15 protein-coding genes and 1 riboswitch are annotated in these 20,967 nt (G+C 69.9%); of the genes, 10 read left to right on the top strand and 5 right to left on the bottom strand.

What is annotated here, in order from left to right; translation table 11 throughout:
- Positions 1-18 precede the first annotated feature (18 nt).
- Positions 19-423 (top strand): ferredoxin, encoded by a 405-nt coding sequence (locus PV396_RS10030; protein WP_319202702.1) that lies wholly within the window; start codon positions 19-21, stop codon positions 421-423.
- A gap of 26 nt (positions 424-449) precedes the next feature.
- On the opposite strand, the gene PV396_RS10025 is transcribed toward PV396_RS10030, so the two are convergent.
- A complete protein-coding gene (locus PV396_RS10025) occupies positions 450-1,034 on the bottom strand; it encodes a histidine phosphatase family protein (RefSeq protein ID WP_319202700.1) in 585 nt (194 codons plus the stop codon).
- A gap of 155 nt (positions 1,035-1,189) precedes the next feature.
- A riboswitch (cobalamin riboswitch) is annotated at positions 1,190-1,272 on the top strand.
- A 61-nt stretch (positions 1,273-1,333) separates the two neighbouring features.
- Between PV396_RS10025 and PV396_RS10020 the strand changes: the two genes are divergently transcribed.
- The 3 genes from PV396_RS10020 (at position 1,334) to PV396_RS10010 (ending at position 3,703) form a co-directional block, all read left to right on the top strand.
- Positions 1,334-1,555, top strand: a complete 222-nt coding sequence (locus PV396_RS10020) for a CbtB domain-containing protein (RefSeq protein WP_319202697.1) — start codon at positions 1,334-1,336, stop codon at positions 1,553-1,555.
- Between the two features lie 25 nt (positions 1,556-1,580).
- Positions 1,581-2,360 carry a CbtA family protein gene (locus PV396_RS10015; RefSeq protein ID WP_319202695.1) on the top strand — a complete coding sequence of 260 codons (780 nt, stop codon included), beginning with the start codon at positions 1,581-1,583 and terminating at the stop codon, positions 2,358-2,360.
- A gap of 164 nt (positions 2,361-2,524) precedes the next feature.
- Positions 2,525-3,703 (top strand): acyl-CoA dehydrogenase family protein, encoded by a 1,179-nt coding sequence (locus PV396_RS10010; RefSeq protein ID WP_319202693.1) that lies wholly within the window; start codon positions 2,525-2,527, stop codon positions 3,701-3,703.
- A 410-nt stretch (positions 3,704-4,113) separates the two neighbouring features.
- On the opposite strand, the gene PV396_RS10005 is transcribed toward PV396_RS10010, so the two are convergent.
- Positions 4,114-6,132 (bottom strand): non-reducing end alpha-L-arabinofuranosidase family hydrolase, encoded by a 2,019-nt coding sequence (locus tag PV396_RS10005; RefSeq protein WP_319202691.1) that lies wholly within the window; start codon positions 6,130-6,132, stop codon positions 4,114-4,116.
- Between the two features lie 409 nt (positions 6,133-6,541).
- On the opposite strand from PV396_RS10005, the gene PV396_RS10000 reads away from it, so the two are divergent.
- The 5 genes from PV396_RS10000 to PV396_RS09980 all read left to right on the top strand — a co-directional run bounded on the left by PV396_RS10000 (position 6,542) and on the right by PV396_RS09980 (position 14,705).
- Entirely contained in the window at positions 6,542-7,399 is an 858-nt protein-coding gene (locus PV396_RS10000; RefSeq protein WP_319202689.1) for an oxygenase MpaB family protein, read from the top strand.
- Between the two features lie 57 nt (positions 7,400-7,456).
- Positions 7,457-9,691, top strand: a complete 2,235-nt coding sequence (locus PV396_RS09995) for a serine/threonine-protein kinase (RefSeq protein ID WP_319202687.1) — start codon at positions 7,457-7,459, stop codon at positions 9,689-9,691.
- A 467-nt stretch (positions 9,692-10,158) separates the two neighbouring features.
- Positions 10,159-11,799, top strand: coding sequence for a phytoene desaturase family protein (locus PV396_RS09990; protein WP_416071370.1), 1,641 nt, complete (start codon positions 10,159-10,161; stop codon positions 11,797-11,799).
- 195 nt (positions 11,800-11,994) lie between these two features.
- A complete protein-coding gene (locus PV396_RS09985; protein ID WP_319202685.1) occupies positions 11,995-13,122 on the top strand; it encodes a nitronate monooxygenase family protein in 1,128 nt (375 codons plus the stop codon).
- A gap of 32 nt (positions 13,123-13,154) precedes the next feature.
- Entirely contained in the window at positions 13,155-14,705 is a 1,551-nt protein-coding gene (locus PV396_RS09980) for an acyl-CoA synthetase (RefSeq protein WP_319204038.1), read from the top strand.
- A gap of 88 nt (positions 14,706-14,793) precedes the next feature.
- Here the strand turns inward: PV396_RS09980 and PV396_RS09975 are convergent, their stop codons facing one another.
- Complete coding sequence (locus tag PV396_RS09975) at positions 14,794-17,256, bottom strand: penicillin acylase family protein (RefSeq protein ID WP_319202683.1); 2,463 nt, start codon at positions 17,254-17,256, stop codon at positions 14,794-14,796.
- Between the two features lie 112 nt (positions 17,257-17,368).
- Between PV396_RS09975 and PV396_RS09970 the strand changes: the two genes are divergently transcribed.
- The gene (locus PV396_RS09970; RefSeq protein WP_319202681.1) at positions 17,369-18,868 is read left to right on the top strand and encodes an acyl-CoA synthetase; all 1,500 of its coding nucleotides are present in this window, start codon (positions 17,369-17,371) and stop codon (positions 18,866-18,868) included.
- Positions 18,869-18,907: 39 nt separating this feature from the next.
- Here PV396_RS09970 and PV396_RS09965 read toward each other — a convergent pair whose 3' ends face one another.
- Both PV396_RS09965 and paaK read right to left on the bottom strand, forming a co-directional pair.
- Entirely contained in the window at positions 18,908-19,474 is a 567-nt protein-coding gene (locus PV396_RS09965; RefSeq protein ID WP_319202679.1) for a cysteine hydrolase family protein, read from the bottom strand.
- Between the two features lie 111 nt (positions 19,475-19,585).
- Entirely contained in the window at positions 19,586-20,881 is a 1,296-nt protein-coding gene (paaK, locus tag PV396_RS09960) for a phenylacetate--CoA ligase PaaK (RefSeq protein WP_319202677.1), read from the bottom strand.
- Positions 20,882-20,967 lie beyond the last annotated feature (86 nt).

Raw genomic sequence — 20,967 nt, 5'->3', positions numbered from 1 at the left:
CGAGGCAACCCGACCGATGTGACCCCTACTACTTCGCAACAGGAGCTCTTCCGATTCCTTGAGGACCGTTTCGTCTGCGCCCAGGCGTGCACCGAGTGTGCGCGGGCGTGCGCCCTGCGCGCGAGCCTCGCCGACCCGGACGGGCCCGCCCCCGAGGCCCTCGCGCGGCGCAAGGGCATCCTTTGCGCGGAGGTGTGCGACGCGACGTGCCGACTGCTCTCGGAACAGTCGGACCTGGACGAGGCCTCCCTCCGCGTGCAGCTGGAGTGGTGCGGCACGGTCTGCCTGGAGGCCGCGCAGATCTTCGACGACTACCCCGGCGGCGAGGACGCGGCGAAGGCGTGCCGGGAGTGCGCACAGGCATGTGCGGACTTCGCCTGGACGCTGAACGCGCCGGATTCCGGGCGCGCCGGAAGCGGGTAGCCCTCCACCCGTCGTCCCCTACTCGTCTACTCGTCGTCCGGCGCCCCGAGCCGCCACCCCACCCGCACGTTCCAGCGCCCGGCCCGGCCGCTCAACTCCGTTGCCGTCAGCGGTGGAACGTCGATCCGCCAGAACGCCGACTCGGGCGCTCCCAGTGCCCGTACCGTCGCGGCTCGTACGATCTCCGGCTCGACGACCGCGACCGACCGGCCCGTGACCTGCGCCGCCGAGCCGTCGAGCCAGCGCAGGACCCGGTCGCACAGCGCGTGCACCGACTCGCCGCCGTGCGGGGCCGACTGCGGGTCCGTCAGCCACTGGGCCAGCGCCTCCGGTTCCTTCTCCGTCACCTCGTTGAGACTCGCGCCGCGCCAGCGACCCACGTCCAGGCCGCCGGGCCCCTCCGGTGAACCGCTGTCGAGGCCGAGCGCCAGCGCGGTCTCACGGCAGCGTGCGGTGGGGGAGACCCAGACCCGGGAGACCGGCGGGAGCGTCCCCGCCGCCGCCCGGGCCAGCCGCAGACCCGACGCGTCCAGAGGGCAGTCGTCGTCGAAACGGGCCTCCCGCAGGGCCGCGCTGATCGCCGGTGAGATCAACATCACTCGGCTCGTCATCCGGTCGCTCCCGCGCTCATTCTGCCCCAATGTCGTTGTCATGTACGGAACTTGAGGTGTCGTACGGTGCATCGCGCACTGTTCGCGATCCCACGCGCCCTTGGCCGCGCCCCCGCTTCGCGGTACGTTCTCGTCGATATTGACGACGGTTCGACGGAAGCCGGTGGGAATCCGGCACGGTCGCGCCACTGTAAGCCCCGTACGCACCCGCCTGGTGCGGCCCGGGGGCAAGTCAGACCCGTGACTGTCGTCCTCTGCACCACCGATACGGGACGCGAGTTCCCACAGGAGGTCCTGTCATGGCACAGTCCGCAGTGCAGCCGACCGCTGCTCCCACCGCCGTACCCGAGAAGCTGCCGATCGGCGCGATCGCCCCCTGGGCGGTCTTCTTCGGCGTGCTGATGCTGGTGCTGCTCTACTTCGTCGGCGCCGAACAGGGCGCCACCTCCCTGATCTCCGGCGAGGGCGTGCACGAATGGGTGCACGACGCCCGTCACCTGCTCGGCTTCCCCTGCCACTGACGAGGACAGGGAAACGTACGAGCTCATGAACTCCACAACCGTCAGAAACCTCCTGGTCCGCGGCATGCTCGCGGGCCTGGTCGCCGGTGTGCTCGTCTGGACCGTCGCGTACTTCCTCGCCGAGCCGCTCGTCGACGACGCGATCGCGTTCGAGGAGATGCACGAGGCTCACCACGGGCACGCCGAACAGGCCCTCGTCTCCCGTGCGTTGCAGTCCACGGTGGGCCTGGGGACCGGCGTCCTCGTGTACGGCGTCGCGTTCGGCGGTATCGCGGCCCTCGCGTACTGCTTCGCGCTCGGCCGGATCGGGCGCTTCAGCCCGCGCGCGACGGCGCTGCTCCTGGCGGGGGCCGGCCTGCTCGCCGTGTACGTCGTGCCGTTCCTCAAGTACCCGGCCAACCCGCCCGCCGTCGGCGACCCCGACACCCTCAACCAGCGGACCGCGCTGTTCTTCCTGATGGTCGCGCTGAGCGTGCTGCTGGCCGTCGGTGCGGTCATCCTGGGCAAACGCCTCGCGCCGCGCCTGGGCAACTGGAACGCGACCCTTGCCGCGAGCGGGTTCTTCGTCCTGGCCGTCGGACTCGCCTACGCGTTCCTGCCGTCGTTCACCAACGAGGTACCGGAAGGTTTCTCCGCGAGCCTGCTGTGGCGGTACCGGGTGGCCACCCTCGGCATCCAGGCGACGATGTGGACCGCGTTCGGCCTGGTCTTCGGGCTGATGGCGGAACGGCTGCTCACTCCGAGGACGGTGACGGCCGGCGGAGCGAGCGGCACCGAGCCGAAGGCGACACCGGTGGCGCACTGACCGGTTCGCCACTCCGCCTCAAGGGGGCCTCGGACATCCGGGGCCCCTTTGGCGTGTCCGCACCCGTACCGGTACCCGTACGCGCACCGCCATTCCCAATTTCTGGAACACGTTCTACCGTGTGCGCCGACAGGTCCGGCCTTGGGTAGCCAGCAGGAGGCGCCGTGCATCTCGAATACACGCCCGAGCAGCAGCAGCTGCGCACCGAACTGCGCGCCTACTTCGCCGAGTTGGTGCCGGACCGGGCCTACTCGCGGTTCAGCGACCCGGCTGCCCAGAAGCGCTTCTACCGCGAGACCATTCGCCGCCTCGGCGCCGACCGCTGGCTCGGCGTCGGCTGGCCGCAGGAGTACGGGGGGCGCGGGCTGACCCCGATGGAACAGTTCATCTTCTTCGACGAGGCCGCCCAGGCGGGCGTGCCACTGCCGCTCATGGCCCTCAACACCGTCGGCCCGACGATCATGCGGTACGGCAGCGACGAACAGAAGGCGTACTTCCTGCCCAGGATCCTCTCCGGCGAGATCGACTTCGCGATCGGCTACAGCGAGCCCGAGGCGGGCACCGACCTGGCCGCCCTGAAGACGCGGGCGGTTCGGGACGGCGACTCCTACGTGGTCAACGGGCAGAAGATCTGGACGACGAACGGCGACACGGCCGACTGGGTATGGCTCGCCGTGCGCACTGATCCGGACGCCCCGCCGCACAAGGGCATCACCATGCTGCTCATGCCGACCACCGATCCCGGCTACTCCTGCACCCTCATCCGCACGCTCGCCTCGCACGACACCACCGCCAGCTACTACGAGAACGTCCGGGTCCCCGTCGCCCACCGCGTCGGCGAGGAGAACCAGGGCTGGCGGCTGATCACCAACCAGCTCAACCACGAGCGCGTCACCCTCGCGGCACACGGCACGATGGCCATCCGCTCCCTGCACGACGTGCAGCGCTGGGCGATGGAGACCAAACTCGCCGACGGCCGCCGCGTCGTCGACCTGCCGTGGGTCCGCAGGCGCCTGGCCCAGATCCACACCAGGCTCGACGCGATGAAACTCCTCAACTGGCAGATGGTGAACGCCGTCCAGGAGGGCACCCTGACCCCGCAGGACGCCTCCGCGGTCAAGGTGTACGGTTCCGAGGCCCGCCGCGAGGCCTACGCCTGGCTCCTGGAGATCGTCGCCGCCCCGGGCACCCTGAAGGAGGGCTCGGCCGGCGAGATCCTCCACGGCGAACTGGAACGCGGCTACCGCTCCGCGGTGATCTTCACCTTCGGGGGCGGCAACAACGAGATCCAGCGGGAGATCATCTCGTGGATCGGACTGGGGATGCCGAGGGTGCGGCGCTGAGGTGCTGTGATCGCGGATTCTAGGAGGACTACTCGGACGAGTTCAAGGCCGATGCAGTGGCCCTGTACGAGTCCACACCAGGCGGCGATCTACAAGAGCATCGCTGCTGACCTGGGCATCAACCGGGCGACCCTGCGTGAGTGGGTGCTGCGGGACCGCGAACGCCGTGGCATCACCGCCGCGGCTGCGAAGCCGGGCGCCCAGCCTCGAGAGGCGGTGCTGTCCGCTGATCCGGACGAGCGGGTGCGGCAGTTGGAGGCCCGGGTGGCAGAACTCGATGCAAGTGAGCGCAAGCTCGCCACCGAGCGGGACATCCTCCGCAAGGGCTTGTACCCGCAACCGCAGGCAATTGCGGGGAACCGCGGGAGCGCACCGTTCGCGCTCCCGCGGTTGCTCGTCTGCCGCCGGTGTCAGCAGGTCGAGTTGGTCTGGGTGAGGAGACCCAGCCGCCACGGCAGACTGTTGTAGTCACCGCCCGCGTTGGGGTCCTTGCCCTGGTACAGGTACTGCAGCCTGCAGGCCGGGATGGTGAGCGTCTGGTCGTAGCCCGCGCGGATCATCTCGCCGTGACTGATGTCGCGGGTCCAAGTGCCGCCGGGGAACGTCACGTTGCCCGACTTGGCGAACGGGTTGCTCTCCGAGGCCGCCAGCGGGGTCCAGGATCCGGCGAGACTGCTCGCGGTCCAGGAGCGGAAGTAGCGCCGGCCGTCCGAGGCGATGGCCTCGACGAGGAGGAGGTACTGGTTGCTGCCCTGCACCTTGTACACGTTGCTCGCTTCGAACAGGGCGTACTTGGAGTCCTGCGCGGCGATGACGGTGTTGGTGAAGCCGTTCGGGAACTGGCCGACGGTCGTCTGGGAACGGTACAGGTGCCCGTTGTCGTCGGAGGAGAACAGGTAGCAGTTGGCGCTGTCGCAGATCACCCACATGTCGACCCAGTAACCGTTGCCGATGTTCTGCCGGATGATGTCGGGCATCGACGAGTAGAAGTTGCGCGGGGCACTCCACCCGTTGGGGTTGCTGATGTCGGAGTTGGTGGAGTACGAGGCGTTGCCGGTCTGGTAGACGAGGTACCACAGACGCTGCGGGGCGTTGTAGAACACCTGCGGCGCGGCCCGGTACCCGGTGCCGATGGCGCTGCGGTCGAGATAGTGGTGTGTGGCCGAACCGGCCTGGGACCAGTCGGTGAAGTTCAGGTACACCAGGTTGTACCCGGAGGCGTTCGCGGTGCTGGCGAACACGTGGTACTTGCCGTTGTAGTAGACGACCGACGGGTCCTTGATCCCGGCGATCTGGTGGGTCGCGTCCGACTTCGGCCCGATCAGCGATCCGCTCGAGTTCCACCGGTAGGTGGAGGGGAGCGCGGCGGCGGACCCGGCCGAACGGGTGTCCGCCCGCTGTGCCGCCGCGCTGCCGCCCAGAGCGGTCAGGGTCGACTGGAAAGCCGCCTTCTTGTTGCCGTTGCGGTCGAACAGCAGGGGGTTCTCGCCACTGCGCCAGGAGTCGCTGTCCCGGATGCCCCAGACGGTGATGCCGGTGCAGCGAGGCACGTTCATACAGGCCCGCACCGTGTTCGCGTAGGCCGTCGTCGGTGCCTGCGCGATGTCGAGTTCGGTGATCTGTACGTCGACGCCGAGCGCCGCGAAACTCGACAGCGTCGTCTGGAAGTTCGACGGCGGGCCGCCGGCCCCGAAGTGGGACTGCAGGCCGACGCAGTCGATGGGCACGCCGCGCGCCTTGAAGTCGCGCACCATGCGGTAGACGCCCTGCGTCTTGGCGTCGTTCCAGTTCTCGATGTTGTAGTCGTTGTAGCAGAGCTTGGCGGCGGGGTCGGCCGTCCGAGCGGTGCGGAAGGCCTGCTCGATGAAGCCGTCGCCCAGCAGGTTCTGGAACACCGAGGAGCGGTGCTGGCCACTGCCGCCGTCGGCGAAGGCCTCGTTGACCACGTCCCAGGAGTGCACGCGGCCCTTGTAGTGGTTCATCACCGTGGTGATGTGGTTGTTCATGACACCCCGCAGGGTGTTCGCGTCCCTGATGGAGCTGACCCAGCCGGGCAGTTGCTGGTGCCACACCAGGGTGTGGCCGCGCAAGCGCTGCCCTCGGGCCGCCGCGCGGTTGGCGATCTGATCGCCCGGGCCGAAGTTGAACGATCCGCGTGAGCGCTCGGTGGTGTCCCACTTCATCTCGTTCTCGGCTGTGACCGAGTTGAACTCGCGGTCCAGGAGGGTGGAGTACGTGCTGTCACCGAGTCTTCCGGCGGCCACGGCGGTCCCGAAGTACCGCCCCGACTGGGCGGCCTGGGCGCCCAGCGTGGACGCACGGACGTCGTCGGGGGCGGCGGTCGCGGCCCCTGGCGACACCAGGGCGGCCACGGCCAGCAGGGGTAACACCGAGGCTCGGCGGCGACCGAGCACTTTCAGCGGGTTCATGGTTCTCCTCGTACGGTCGGGTGGGGGGGTTGCGCCGTGCCGTCGATCGAACTCGTTGGCAGGATGATAGGAGGCCGACACATCCCGTCAATACCCCTCGCAAATATCGCTATCGTTGCCGAAATATTTCGCTGTCAGGGCAGCGATATGGCCTACTGATCGTTTCCGCTGACCGGCCGAACAGTGTTGACACGCAGGAGGTTCTCTCTATTATCCGTACCGTCTACGTTCCGAAATAGAATCGAAATTTCGAACCAGAATATGTGCACTGAGACCTTCGGTGGGTCACGGCTGCGCGCATGTCATCCCCTGTATTTCCCACTGCTGCCATCGCGGCCCTCGACGCGGGCATGACCCGGAGATGCCCCGGGAAAGACCGAGGTGACGTCGCGACCGAAGGAGGCGGCGAATGGGCGGGACACACACAGGCGATCCGGGACTGTTCGGCCCCCGGTCCGTCACCTGGCAGTTGCACGCCGACCCCATGATGTGGGTCGCCGGCATCCGAGCCCTGTACTTTCAGGCGCTGCATCCGCGCGCGGTGCGCGGGGTCTTGCAGAACTCTGACTTCCGTCAGGAGGCCTGGGGCCGGTTGATGCGCATCGCGGGCTTCGTCGGCACGACCACCTACGGAACAAAGGATGTGGCCGAGAAGGCGGGCGCCCGGGTGCGGAAGATCCACCGCATGCTGTCAGCCGTCGACCCGGACACGGGAGAGCGGTACGGCGTCGACGAACCCGGACTGCTGCTGTGGGTGCACTGCGCCGAGATCGACTCCTACCTGCACGTCCTGCGCCGCTCCGGATACCCGATCGCCGACACCCATGCCGACCGGTACATCCGCGAGCACCTGGTCAGCGCCCGCCTGGTGGGCCTCGACCCCCACGCCGTACCGTCGAACCAGGACGAGATGCGCGCGTACTTCGAGAAGATCCGCCCCGAACTGGCAGTCGGGGTTGAGGCACGCGAGGTGGACGACTTCCTGCGGCGTCCGCCCACCCATCCGCTGCTCGTCCCGGCGCGTGAGGTGCTGTGGCGGCGCGTGGCGCAGCTGGCGTACGCCTCTCTGCCGCCGTACGCCCATGAGCTGTACGGCCGAGCCGCGGCCGAACCGGCCACCGTCACCCGGCAGTTGCGTGCCACGGGCACCGTGTTGCGCTGCGTTCCCGCACGTCTTCGCTGGCAACTCCCGCCCAAACACATTCTGCGGGCCATGTCACGGCTCGGCCCCGGCTCGCGCCCCGCGCCGTACAAACTCGGACGATAGCTCGCCATACTGGACGGGCCAGGGGAGGGCGAACAGGACCGGGAGCGGCAGCGGGACATGGCGGACACCAGACTGATCCAGAGTCGGTACCGGCTGATCGATCTGATCGGGCGCGGCGGCATGGGAGAGGTGTGGCGTGCTCGCGACGAGTCGCTGGGGCGGCAGGTCGCCGTGAAGTGCCTGAAGCCGCTCGGACCCCACCACGACCACTCCTTCACCCGTGTCCTGCGGGAACGGTTCCGGCGCGAGGCGCGGGTGGCCGCCGCACTGCAGCACCGCGGGGTGACCGTCGTGCACGACTTCGGCGAGTCCGACGGGGTGCTGTACCTCGTCATGGAGTTGCTGGAGGGACGCAATCTGAGCCAGCTCCTGGAGGACAACAAGCATCATCCGCTGCCCGTCCCGGACGTCGTCGACATCGCCGACCAGGTTGCCGCCGCCCTCGCCTACACCCACCAACAGGGCATCGTCCACCGTGACTTGAAGCCCGCGAACATCATGCGGTTGACCGACGGTACGGTGAAGATCTGCGACTTCGGCATAGCGCGACTCGGCCATGACATCGGCTTCACCTCCCGGCTCACCGGCACCGGCATCGCGATGGGCACCCCGCACTACATGTCGCCGGAGCAGATCAGCGGCGGCGAGGTCGACCACCGCAGCGACCTGTACTCCTTCGGCTGTGTGTTGTACGAACTGGCCACCGGCGTACCGCCGTTCGACCTCGACGACGCCTGGGCGGTGCTCGTCGGACACCGTGACACCCCGCCCGAGCCGCCGCGCAGCCACCGTTCGGAGGTGCCCGAGTTCCTGGAGCGGGTCATCCTGGCTCTTCTCGCCAAGCGTCCAGAGGAACGCCCCAGTGACGCGCGGGAGTTGGCCCGCCGGATCAGCGCCGGCCGGGCCACCCCGCTGTACGTGCCGACCGTCGTCACCCCGCAACCCCAGTTCCGGTCCACCGAGCCCGCCACCCGCGAACCCCGGCTGCCTTCCTGGACCCGGGGCATGACCAGCGGCCACAAGGCGACCGGCGCCCGCAAAAGCACCCCACCGCCGGACCCGTCGGCGGGGCTCACCGGCGACTGGATCGCCCGCCCGGTCGGGGGCCGCCCCGAGGAACCCGTACCGCAGTCGCCGCCCGCTCCGTCGCCCCAGACGCTCAACGCGCTGGCCGGGCGGCACAACGCCGGCCTGAGTCTGGGGCGCCTCGGCCGCTGGGCCGAGGCCGGCGAGGTGCACCGCGCGGTCGCCGCCGAGCGCGAGCACATCCTCGGACCCGCCCATCCCGAGACCCTCGCCAGCCGTTACGAGGTCGGCTTCACCCTCAGCCGCACCGGCCGCGCCGCCGACGCCCTGCGCGAGTACACCCATGTGGCCCGCGAACGGGAACGGGTACTCGGCGCCGACCACCCCGACACATTGGCCACCCGGCAGGAAATGGCGTACGTCCTGGGGCAGTTGGGCCGTCATTTCGAGGCCCATCAGACCTACACGAACGTCCTGTCCACCCGGGAGCGCACCATGGGCCCCGACCACCCGGACACCCTGCGCTGCCGCCACAACCTCGCGTTCAACCTGAGCCGTCTGGGGCGCCTGGAGGACTCGTACCGCATGGCCTGCGAGGTGGCGACGGCGCGCGCCGGGGTGCTCGGCGCCGCGCATCCCGACACACTGGTCACGCGGTACGAAGTCGCTTACGCGCTCGGCCAGTTGGGACGTTGGCCCGAGGCCCTGCGGACGTACCAGGAGGTCGCGGCAGCCCGCGCCGAGGCGCTCGGCCCCGATCACCCCGACACGCTCGCCGCCCGCTACGAGGTCGGCATCAGCCTCGGTCGGCTCGGCCGCAGCGCGGAGGCCCTCAAGCTGTACCGCGACCTGGTCGACGACCGCACCCGCGTCAACGGCCCCGCGCACCCCGAGACCCTGCGCGCCCGGCACGGTCTGGGCGTCAACCTCGGCCGCCTCGACCGCTGGGAGGAGGCGCTCGCGGAGTCACGGGACGTGTGCGCGATCCGTGAACGGATCCTGGGCGCCGACCACCCGGACACGCTGGTCAGCCGCCGAGAGGTGGCTGTCGGCCTGGGCTGGCTCGGCCGCTGGCCCGACGCCCTGACCGAGTACCGGCGGGTCGCCGCCGCCCGCGAACAGGTCCTCGGCGCCGACCACCCCGACACCCTGGCCAGCCGCAACGACGAGGCCCACTGCCTGGAACAACTCGGCCGGGGCCCCGAGGCCGTCGAGCTGTACAGGAGGGTGGCGGCACTGCGACAGCAACGGGCGTCGGGCCACTAGCCTGTCGCCGGCACGGTCGCACCTCTGGGGCAAGCGCGTCCCAGGCGTTGCGGGACAGGCGGGAACGCGACGACAGGTCGTAAGGCCCGGCCGGCCGGTAGGGAGGAAGCGGCGGCGCCGCATGCCGGCCGGCAAGCGATCAGGGGGCCTTGCTTCAGCGATGCCGAGCGCAGGGAGCCCGCGAGCGAAGCTCCGCCGTTGGACGCGGCCGGGCCGCCCCAGGCCTCGCGGGACGGAGATCCGGGCGGCGCTCGCAAAGAGCCCGCACCGCCGAGCACCAGCGCGGCGCCTCGGACGGGGAGCAGGCCGTCCGGCGCGACCCTGCTCCGGGCCCCGGTGGCCTCGTCGTCGCGCTTGAAAGCGGACGACGACCCACGATCTGACGGGGCCGACGGCTCCTGCGGCTCCTGCGGCTCCTCGGCCGTACAGGTCTGGCCGGGGTGGATCATCACGTGTTACGAAGAACCATGCCCGCACCCGAGCACCCCGACCGAACCAGCCGAACCAGCCGAACCGATCGAACCGAGCGAACCGACCGCACCGGCCGATCCGACCGCCGCGACCGATACGACGCGGTGATCGTCGGTGGCGGGCACAACGGTCTCGTCGCCGCCGCCTACCTGGCCCGCGCCGGGAAGACCGTGCTGGTCCTGGAACGGCTGTCCGGTACCGGCGGTGCCGCCGTGTCGACCCGGCCGTTCGCCGGGGTCGACGCCCGGCTGTCGCGCTACTCCTACCTGGTCAGCCTGCTGCCCCGGAAGATCGTGCGCGATCTCGGCCTGGACTTCCGGGTGCGCGGGCGCACCGTCTCCTCGTACACCCCCGTGGAACGGGACGGCCGGCCCACCGGACTGCTCGTCGGCGGCGGCGAACGCCGTACCCGCGAGGCCTTCGCCCGTCTCACCGGAGGGGAACGGGAGTACAAGTCCTGGCAGCGTTTCTACGGCATGACCGGGCGCGTCGCCGAAAAAGTGTTCCCCACCCTCACCGAGCCCCTGCCCACCCGCGACGAGCTCCGCCGCCGCGTCGACGACGAGGACGCCTGGCGCACCCTCTTCGAGGAGCCGATCGGGGCGGCCGTCGAGACGAACTTCGCCGACGACCTCGTACGCGGTGTCGTCCTGACGGACGCTCTGATCGGCACCTTCGCCGACGCGCACGATCCTTCCCTGCGACAGAACCGCTGCTTCCTCTACCACGTCATCGGCGGCGGCACCGGAGCCTGGGACGTGCCCGTGGGCGGCATGGGCGCCCTGACCGACGCACTCGCCGGCGCCGCTCGCACCGCGGGCGCCGTGCTCGCCACCGGCCACGAGGTCGTACGGGTGGACACGGACGGCCGCACCGCCGAGGTGACGTACCGGACGGCCGACGGCGAGAGCACGGTCGGCGCCCGGCACGTTCTGGTCAACGCCTCGCCGCAGGAACTGGCCGCCCTCACGGGCGACGCCCCGCCGAGCCCCGCCGAAGGCGCCCAGCTCAAGGTGAACATGCTGCTCACCCGGCTGCCCAGGCTCAAGGACACGTCCGTCGACCCGCGCGCGGCGTTCGCCGGAACCTTCCACATCGCCGAGGGATACGAGCAACTGGCCGCCGCCCACGCCCAGGCGACCGCCGGTGAACTGCCCGCCGCGCCACCGTCCGAGATCTACTGCCACTCGCTCACCGACCCGACGATCCTCGGCCCGGACCTCGTCGAGCGGGGCTACCAGACGCTGACCCTGTTCGGCCTGCACACCCCCGCACGGCTGTTCGCCCGTGACAACGACGCCGTACGGGACGAGCTGCTGAAATCGACCCTCGCCCAGCTCGACGCCCACCTCGCCGAACCCCTCGCGGACTGTCTGGCCACGGATGCGGAGGGACGCCCCTGCATCGAGGCGAAAACCCCCCTCGACCTGGAACGCGACCTGCGCCTGCCCGGCGGCAACATCTTCCACCGCGACCTGACCTGGCCGTACGCCCAGGAGGACGGTGGACGCTGGGGCGTGGAGACCCGGCACGCGAACGTCCTGCTGTGCGGGGCGGGCGCGGTGCGCGGGGGCGGGGTGAGCGGGGTGCCGGGGCACAACGCGGCCATGGCCGTACTGGAGACGGGCGAGAACTGACGGGACTGAGGGGACTGGAGGGGGCTGGTGGGGACTGAGGGGCTGCGAGGCTCCCCCCCGGTCGGCAGGGCTGACGGGGCTGACCAGCGGCGAGGCGTTCGCCTGCCCCAGCCGCGCCCGGCCCGATGGCCAAGAATCTGACGGTGTATCAGAAAAACTCTTCCCTCGTCCGGAGGACTGCGGCATCCTGCGGCCATGCAGACGGAGCTGAGCAAGAAACTGGGAATCGAGCACGCCGTCTTCGGCTTCACGCCGTTCCCCGCCGTCGCCGCGGCCATCAGCCGGGCCGGGGGTTTCGGGGTGCTCGGAGCGGTCCGCTACACGGCGCCGGACGACCTCAAGCGCGACCTGGACTGGATCGAGGCACATGTCGAGGGCCGGCCGTACGGGCTGGACGTCGTCATGCCGGCCCGCAAGGTCGAAGGGGTCACCGAGGCAGAGGTCGAGGCGATGATCCCCGAGGGGCACCGCCAGTTCGTCCGGGACACCCTGGCCAAGTACGGTGTGCCGGAACTGGCCGAGGGTGAGGCCTCGGGGTGGCGTATCACCGGGTGGATGGAGCAGGTCGCCCGCAACCAGCTCGACGTGGCCTTCGACTACCCCATCAAACTGCTGGCGAACGCCCTGGGCTCGCCGCCCGCCGATGTCGTGGCCCGCGCGCACGACCAGGGTGTGCTCGTCGCGGCCCTCGCGGGCAGCGCCCGGCACGCCCAGAAGCATGCCGAGGGCGGTATCGACATCGTCGTCGCGCAGGGCTACGAGGCGGGCGGCCACACCGGTGAGATCGCCTCCATGGTGCTGACCCCGGAGGTGGTCGACGCGGTCGACCCGTTGCCGGTGCTCGCCGCCGGCGGTATCGGCAGCGGACGGCAGGTGGCCGCCGCGCTCGCTCTCGGTGCCCAGGGAGTCTGGCTCGGCTCCCTCTGGCTGACCACCACCGAGGCCGACATGCACTCCACCGCGCTGACACAGAAGCTGCTCGCGGCGGGCTCCGGCGACACCGTCCGCTCCCGCGCCCTGACCGGGAAGCCGGCCCGTCAGCTGCGTACCGACTGGACCGACGCCTGGGACTCCACCGACGGACCCGGCACTCTGCCCATGCCCTTGCAGGGTCTGCTCGTGGCCGAGGCCGTCTCCCGCATCCAGAAGTACGAGGTCGCGCCCCTCCTCGGCACGCCGGTCGGTCAGATCGTCGGCCGGATGAACAGCGAGCGAAGCGTCCAGGCCGTCTTCGACGACCTGACCAGCGGCTTCGAGCAGGCTGTGAACCGAGTCAACCGGATCGCGGGCCGAAACGCCGACGGAAGGAGCGACCAGTCGTGAGCGTGACAGCGAGCAGGACAGCCAGCGGGACAGTGGGCGAGACCCCCAACGGATTCTGGGCGCAGGCCACCGTCGACCCGGAGCGCACGGTCCTCATCGCCCCCGACGGTGAGCAGTGGACCGCCGGACGGCTGCACGCCGCCACCAACCAACTGGTCCACGGGCTGAGCGCCGCCGGACTCGAACGCGGTGACGCCTTCGCCGTGGTCCTGCCCAACGGTGTCGAGTTCCTCGTGGCGTATCTGGCCGCCTCCCAGGCCGGGTTCTACCTCGTCCCCGTCAACCACCACCTCGTCGGGCCCGAGATCGCCTGGATCGTCGCCGACTCCGGTGCCAAGGTACTCATCGCGCACGAGCGGTTCGCCGAGGCGGCACGCGCCGCCGCCGACGAGGCACAGCTCCCGGCGGAACAGCGGTACGCGGTCGGCGAGGTCGACGGCTTCCGGCCGTACAGCCAACTCCTGGACGGACAGCCCGGGTCGGCGCCCGAGGACCGCACCCTCGGCTGGGTCATGAACTACACCTCCGGCACCACCGGACGCCCGCGCGGTATCCGCCGCCCGTTGCAGGGCAAGCCCCCCGAGGAGGCGTACCTCGGCGGATTCCTCGGCATCTTCGGCATCAAGCCGTTCGGCGGGAACGTCCACCTGGTCTGCTCGCCGCTCTACCACACGGCCGTACTCCAGTTCGCGGGCGCGTCCCTGCACATCGGGCACCGTCTGGTGCTGATGGACAAGTGGACACCGGAGGAGATGCTCCGCGTCATCGACGCCCACAAGTGCACGCACACCCACATGGTCCCGACCCAGTTCCACCGGCTCCTTGCGTTGCCCGAGCGGGTGCGGCGGGCGTACGACGTGTCGTCCATGCGGCACGCCATCCACGGCGCCGCACCCTGCCCCGACCATGTGAAGCGGGCCATGATCGACTGGTGGGGCGAGTGCGTGGAGGAGTACTACGCGGCCAGCGAGGGCGGCGGGGCGTTCGCGACCGCCGAGGACTGGCTGAAGAAACCCGGCACGGTCGGCAAGGCCTGGCCGATCAGCGAACTCGCGATCTTCGACGACGACGGCAACCGGCTCCCGCCGGGCGAACTCGGCACCGTCTACATGAAGATGAGCACCGGCGGCTTCGCCTATCACAAGGACGAGGGCAAGACGCTCAAGAACCGTATCGGCGACTTCTTCACCGTCGGCGACCTGGGCCTCCTGGACGAGGACGGCTACCTCTTCCTCCGCGACCGCAAGATCGACATGATCATCTCGGGCGGGGTCAACATCTACCCAGCCGAGATCGAGGCCGCCCTGCTCGGTCATCCCGCCGTCGCCGACGCCGCGGCCTTCGGTATCCCGCACGACGACTGGGGCGAGGAGGTCAAGGCGGTCGTGGAGGCGGCACCCGGACATGAACCGGGGCCCGACCTGGCCGCCGAGATCCTCGCCCACTGCGCCCGCCGACTCGCCGGGTACAAGCGGCCCAAGAGCGTCGACTTCATCGAGCACATGCCACGCGACCCCAACGGCAAGCTGTACAAGCGGCGGCTGCGCGACCCGTACTGGGAGGGCCGCACACGGCCCGTGTGAGCGGCCCCGCGCGAAGGCAGAGTGTGGTCCCGTCGCCGCCCCGGCGACGGGAGGGGGACGGGACCACACCGGATCCGCTGTACGTCCCTCAGCCGTGCACCCGGACCACCCGCAGCGCCGGCGACGACAGGATGTCCTTCTCGCAGAACCTCGCCCGGACCCACTTCTCGGCCGAGAACAGCCGCGTCTGGTCCGCGAAGTGCGGCGAGTTCGGATTCGACGACTGGGAGTACGTCAGCAGCGTGCGGGCGACCGGGCAGCGGCTGCCGTCCCAGCCCACCGCCTGGATGTGGCTGGACCCGAACGCGTTGTCCCGGTAACCGCCGTTCGCCGTGTCCCACACGGGCTCGATCTTGTTCCACACGCCCAGGGACTCGGTGCCACCCCCGACAGGCAGCCGCTGACCCTTCCGTACGACGTACTGGTGGTCCCCGAGCCGGGCGTTCAGCGGGATGCCCGCCGCGCGCAGCTCCGTCACCGCGTCGGCGAGGGCCCTGGTGAAGCCCGGCGCGTCGGTGTTGAGCGTGTTGGGCGTGCCGACCGGATCCGTCGCCGAGAACGGCACCTTCCAGAGCTGTGCGGACGGCACCGCGCCGCGCAGCTTGCGCCAGAACCGGTCGAAGAGCAGCGCGCCCCGGCTGTCACTGTTCATGGTGCGGTCCCAGGACGCCAGCACCCCGCACGCCTGAGTGACGTCAACCGGCGTACCGGCACTGCCCGTTGCCGTACCGCCCGGCAGCGCCGCGCATGCCCGGGCCGCGTCGGCCGCGGCCAGCGCGCCCGACGTCGAACGGTTCGCGAACTGCTGCCGCTGGAGGTCGGCGACCGTCAGCCCGCCCTTCGCCGCCAGCGCCGCCACATCGGCGACGGCACCCCGGGTACGCGGCGAGACGGCCGTGCGCACCGGACCGAAGATCCGCTCGTAACCGGTGATCGGCTTGTCCAGGTTGGTCAGCCACGCGCTGTCGTTGGAATTCTCGACGTACGGCGTGTCCTTCAGTGTCGGCATCCGCGCGGGCCCGAATATCCCGGGCGCCACGGCGTCCGGATCGTCGCCGATGGCACAGTCGGCGCGTGAGCCGTCGAGGACCGCCACGCCCGCCGCCGGATAGAGCACCCTGCCGAGCGGCGTCGAACAGGCCGCCGCCAGCTCGTTGGTGATCCGGGGGAGCACCTGCGACTGGGAGAACAGGGAGTGCCCCGAGGAGTCGGCGGCGACCGTGTTCACCCAGGGAATGCCCTGGTGCCTGTCGAGGGAGCTGAGGACATCGGCGGTACCGCGTGCCTTGCTGAAACCGAGCGAGGTGTCGTAGAAGCGCAGGTTCGCCGAGTTCGGGTCGTTCAGCGCATACGCCGTCGTCGTGGTCCAGGGCAGGGGGAGGTCACCGCCGGGGGAGAGGACGACGGGGCCGTAGCGGGTCCACCACTGGGTGCGGGTCACCGGCGCGCCGTCCTTCACCGGGACGGTCACCGACCGGCGGGTCATCCGCTCCGCCCTTCCGTCGACCAGGTACGTCGTCGGGTCGGCGGGGTCCAGCTTCAGCTGGTGCAGGCTGAGCGGCACACCGGTGGACACGGTGTGACTCCACGCCACGTTCGCGTTGTATCCGATGGAGATCGTCGGTGCGCCGAGCAACGACCCGCCCGCCACGTTCAGTTCACCCGGGATGGTCTGCTGGGACTGCCAGAACCGGCGTCCGCCCTGCCACGGATAGTGCGGGTTGCCCAGCAGCAGGCCACGGCCGTTCGCCGTCGTACTGCCGTTGAACGCCACGGCGTTGGAGCCCATGTCGGATATGTGGAACAGCTCGCGCGCGCCCCTGGCGGCGGCAGAGGCGTCAGGAAGAGCCGACTTCGTGGATGTGCTCGACGCGCCCGACCCGCCGGACGTGGTGGAGGCCGTCGGAGGCTGTGCGGCGGTGATCGCGTCCACGAAGCCGCCCTGTCCGCCGAGCACCGCGAGGGCGTACGCACGCGTGGCCACGTCGAGACCGGTGACGGGCCGGACCCAGCCGGCGCCCGCACAGGCCGGGTCCTTGACCCGGTTCTGCTGCAGCCAGGCGTTGTAACCCGCCGCCCAGCCGTTCATCAGGTCCTTGACGGACCGGCTCGGGCCCTGCGGCGCCGGCTGGGCGAGCAGCCCCTCGACCGTGCGGTTGTCCCGCACTCCACGGAAGTAGAGATCGCTGGAGAGGTTGTCGGAGGCGTCGGAGAGCGAGAAGTCCGTCGAGGCTTCGGGCCCGAACCAGCGCGAGCGGTCGCCGCGCAGGGTCACGAAACCGTCCGCGAGCACGCACACCTGGTCGGCGGCCTGTGCCCAGCCGCTGCCGAAGCCGAGGTTCTCGTAGTCCTTCGCGACGATGTGCGGGATGCCGTACTCGGTATAGCGGATCACGGCGGACAGCGGGCCGTGGGAGGGATGTCGCTGTGACACCTGTGATGTCTTCGATGCCTCTGCGGGACCGCTCTGGGCCGTGGCGGCGGGCAGTGCCGTAGTGGCGGTGAGTAATGCGACGGCCGTGACGACGAGCCGTCTCGTTCGGGTGCGCATCGTGCCTCCCAACGTCATTGAGGGAAGGAGCGGTTGAGCGTACCAACGGGTATGTCGCCCGGCCCCCTCCGGTGCTTGACCTCGTTCGGTGACGGAACCAGGATCATGGACTATGACGCAGCAATACGGGAGCACGGTTGACGGGGTGCTGCGGCGCAGCGCCGAGCGCGTGCCGGCGCGGGTGGCGGTCGAGTACCGCGATCGGACCTGGACGTACGGGGAACTCGACGAGGCCGTCTCCCGGGCCGCCGGCGTCCTGCGCGCCGAGGGACTCGCCCCCGGCGACCGGGTCGGCGCCTACGGGCACAACTCCGACGCCTACCTCATCGCCTTCCTCGCCTGCGCCCGCGCCGGACTCGTGCACGTCCCCGTCAACCAGAACCTGACCGGCGACGACCTCGCGTACCTCCTGGACCAGTCCGGCAGCACCCTCGTCCTGACCGACCCGGACCTGGCCGACCGGCTCCCCGACGGCGTACGGGTCCTGCCGCTCCGCGACACCGACGAATCACTGCTCGCACGGCTGGCCGACACCGAGCCTCACGAGGGTCCCGAGTCGCGCACCGAGGATCTGGTGCAGCTGCTGTACACGTCCGGGACCACCGCGCTGCCCAAGGGCGCGATGATGACCCACCGCTCCCTGGTGCACGAGTACCTGAGCGCGATCGCCGCCCTCGACCTCAGCCCCGGCGACCGGCCCGTGCACTCGCTGCCCCTCTACCACTCGGCGCAGATGCACGTGTTCCTCCTGCCGTATCTCGCGGTCGGCGCCCCGAACATCATTCTCGACACCCCGGACGGCGACACGATTCTCGACCTCGTGGAGTCCGGCCGCGCGGACAGCCTGTTCGCGCCGCCGACCGTGTGGATCGGCCTCGCGGGCCGCCCCGACTTCGCGACCCGCGACCTGAGCGGACTGCGCAAGGCGTACTACGGCGCCTCGATCATGCCGGTCCCGGTGCTGGAACGGCTGCGCGAGCGACTCCCCAAACTCGCCTTCTACAACTGCTTCGGCCAGAGCGAGATCGGCCCCCTCTCCATGGTTCTCGGACCCTTCGAGCACAAGGGCAGGCTGGACTCCTGCGGACGCCCGGTGCTGTTCGTGGACGCCCGCGTGGTGGACAAGGACGGTACGGAGGTCCCCGACGGGACACCCGGCGAAGTCGTCTACCGTTCCCCGCAGTTGTGCGAGGGCTACTGGGACAAGCCCGAAGAGACGGCCGCCGCCTTCAAGGACGGCTGGTTCCACTCGGGCGACCTGGTCGTCCGGGACGCCGACGGCTACTACACCGTCGTCGACCGGGTGAAGGACGTCATCAACTCCGGTGGCGTACTGATCGCCTCACGTCAGGTCGAGGACGCCCTGTACGCCCACCCGGGGGTCGCCGAGGCGGCCGTCGTCGGCCTTCCCGACGAGCGCTGGATCGAGGCGGTCACCGCGATCGTCGTCCCCCGGGGCGAGGTCACCGAAGCGGAACTCCTCGCCCACGCCCGCGAGAAGCTCGACCACTTCAAGGCACCGAAGCGGGTGCTGTTCGTGGACGAGCTGCCGCGCAACGCGAGCGGGAAGATCCTCAAGCGGGAGCTGAGGGACCGGTTCGCGGATTCTTGATCGTCACCCTCGCACTGGCCCTCACCCTCTTCCCGCCCTTCAGTCCTCGTCCTGAGGGGTGAAGGTGGTCTCCACCGTGCTGACGGTCTCACCGCTGCGCCCCGGAGCGTTCTGGAACTGCCAGTAGAGGTTGGTGTGCGCGATGACCTCGGCCGGCGTGGGCGCTCCGTACTTCGTGAGGTCCTCCGTGGTGTGGGCGTCGCCGACGAGCGTCACGTCGTATCCGCGCACGATGCCACCGTGCAGGGTCGAGCGGATGCACGCGTCGGTCTGGGCGCCCGTGACGACCAGCCGGCCGACCCCGCGCTCGGCGAGGACGTCCTCCAGTTCCGTGGCCTCGAACGAGTCGCCGTATTTCTTGTGGACGAGCGGCTCGGTGTCACGGCGGACCAGTTCCGGCACGTACTGCCAGCTCTCGCTGCCCGTCCGCAACTCGTCGCTGGAGTGCTGCACCCAGACCACGGGCACACCCTCCGTGCGGGCCTTGTCGACGAGGGTGTTGATGTTCGCGATCACCTTGTCGCGGTTGTGAGCGCCGTCCACCACGCCGTTCTGGACGTCGATGACGAGCAACGCGCTGTTCGGGCGGTCGGGCAGGGTCGTCATGGGGAACCTCTTCGTCTCCTCGGCGCGAATCCTGATCTCGCCACCACACTAGAACCGAGCACTGACAACAGCATCTGACCTGCACGTTTGCCGACATCGGGCTCGCTGACGTCAGCGCGACCGGAGATCCACCACCCGCCGGATCTTCCCCACCGACCGCTCCAGCGTCTCCGGCTCGACGATCTCCACCGTCGCCGAGACCCCGATACCGTCCTTCACCGCCGTCGCGATGGCCCGGGCCGCCGCGTCCCGGGTCTCGGGGGTGGCTCCCGGGCGGGCCTCGGCCCGGACGGTGAGGTCATCGAGGCGGGACTCGCGGGTCAGCCGGAGCTGGAAATGGGGTGCGACGCCCGGTGTGCGCAGGACGATCTCCTCGATCTGGGTGGGGAAGAGATTCACTCCGCGCACGATCAGCATGTCGTCGCTGCGCCCGGTGACCTTCTCCATCCGCCGGAACACGCGAGCCGTACCGGGCAGCAGCCGCGTCAGATCCCTGGTCCGGTAACGGATCACCGGCATCGCCTCCTTGGTGAGCGAGGTGAACACCAGTTCCCCCTTCGCTCCCTCCGGCAGCACCTCGCCGGTGACCGGGTCCACGACCTCGGGGAAGAAGTGGTCCTCCCACACGTGCAGCCCGTCCTTGGTCTCCACGCACTCCTGGGCGACCCCCGGGCCGATCACCTCGGACAGCCCGTATATGTCGACCGCGTCGATCGCGAAGCGCTCCTCGATCTCCTCACGCATCCGCTCGGTCCACGGCTCGGCCCCGAAGATGCCGACCCGCAGGGAAGTGCCCCGGGGATCGACGCCCTGCTTCTCGAACTCGTCGAGGATCGTCAGGAGATAGGAGGGCGTCACCATGATGATCCCGGGCCGCAGATCCTGGATCAGCTGGACCTGGCGTGCCGTCATTCCGCCGGACGCGGGGATCACCGTACAGCCGAGCCGTTCCGCGCCGTAGTGGGCGCCGAGACCGCCGGTGAACAGGCCGTACCCGTACGCCACATGGACCGTGTCGCCGGGTCGGCCGCCCGCCGCCCGGATCGAACGGGCCACCAGGTCGGCCCACAGGGACAGGTCACTCGCCGTGTAGCCGACGACCGTGGGGCGTCCGGTGGTGCCGCTCGACGCGTGGATACGGCGAACCTGGTCGCGGGGGACGGCGAACATCCCGTACGGGTAGGTGTCGCGCAGGTCCGCCTTGGTGGTGAAGGGGAACCGGGACAGATCGGCGAGGGAACGGCAGTCGTCCGGGTGGACGCCGGCCTTCTCGAAGGAGGCGCGGTAGAAGGGCACGTTGTCGTAGGAGTAGCGCAACGAGGCCCGCAGCCGCTCGAGCTGAAGTGCGCGCAGGGCCTCGAGGTCGAGGCGTTCGCCCGCGTCCAGCCACTCCGTCGCATCCGCCATCGGACGTCTCCCTCACATCGCGGTCACCGGCACCCGACCTGGGCGACCGATCATTCGGTAGAGGTGTTCTGGATCAGTAATCCAGG

It is taken from the genome of Streptomyces sp. ME02-8801-2C (assembly GCF_033793965.1).
Lineage (GTDB): Bacteria > Actinomycetota > Actinomycetes > Streptomycetales > Streptomycetaceae > Streptomyces.
This window is presented reverse-complemented; position numbering and strand designations above follow the sequence as displayed.

Excerpts from the sequence above, each read along its gene's own strand:
- PV396_RS09995 (WP_319202687.1), top strand. The coding sequence starts at position 7,457 with ATGGCGGACACCAGACTGATCCAGAGTCGGTACCGGCTGATCGATCTG.
- PV396_RS10000 (WP_319202689.1), top strand. The coding sequence starts at position 6,542 with ATGGGCGGGACACACACAGGCGATCCGGGACTGTTCGGCCCCCGGTCC.
- paaK (WP_319202677.1), bottom strand. The coding sequence starts at position 20,881 with ATGGCGGATGCGACGGAGTGGCTGGACGCGGGCGAACGCCTCGACCTC.
- PV396_RS09975 (WP_319202683.1), bottom strand. The coding sequence starts at position 17,256 with ATGCGCACCCGAACGAGACGGCTCGTCGTCACGGCCGTCGCATTACTC.
- PV396_RS10005 (WP_319202691.1), bottom strand. The coding sequence starts at position 6,132 with ATGAACCCGCTGAAAGTGCTCGGTCGCCGCCGAGCCTCGGTGTTACCC.
- PV396_RS10020 (WP_319202697.1), top strand. The coding sequence starts at position 1,334 with ATGGCACAGTCCGCAGTGCAGCCGACCGCTGCTCCCACCGCCGTACCC.
- PV396_RS09965 (WP_319202679.1), bottom strand. The coding sequence starts at position 19,474 with ATGACGACCCTGCCCGACCGCCCGAACAGCGCGTTGCTCGTCATCGAC.
- PV396_RS09985 (WP_319202685.1), top strand. The coding sequence starts at position 11,995 with ATGCAGACGGAGCTGAGCAAGAAACTGGGAATCGAGCACGCCGTCTTC.
- PV396_RS10025 (WP_319202700.1), bottom strand. The coding sequence starts at position 1,034 with ATGACGAGCCGAGTGATGTTGATCTCACCGGCGATCAGCGCGGCCCTG.
- PV396_RS09970 (WP_319202681.1), top strand. The coding sequence starts at position 17,369 with ATGACGCAGCAATACGGGAGCACGGTTGACGGGGTGCTGCGGCGCAGC.
- PV396_RS10015 (WP_319202695.1), top strand. The coding sequence starts at position 1,581 with ATGAACTCCACAACCGTCAGAAACCTCCTGGTCCGCGGCATGCTCGCG.
- PV396_RS09990 (WP_416071370.1), top strand. The coding sequence starts at position 10,159 with ATGCCCGCACCCGAGCACCCCGACCGAACCAGCCGAACCAGCCGAACC.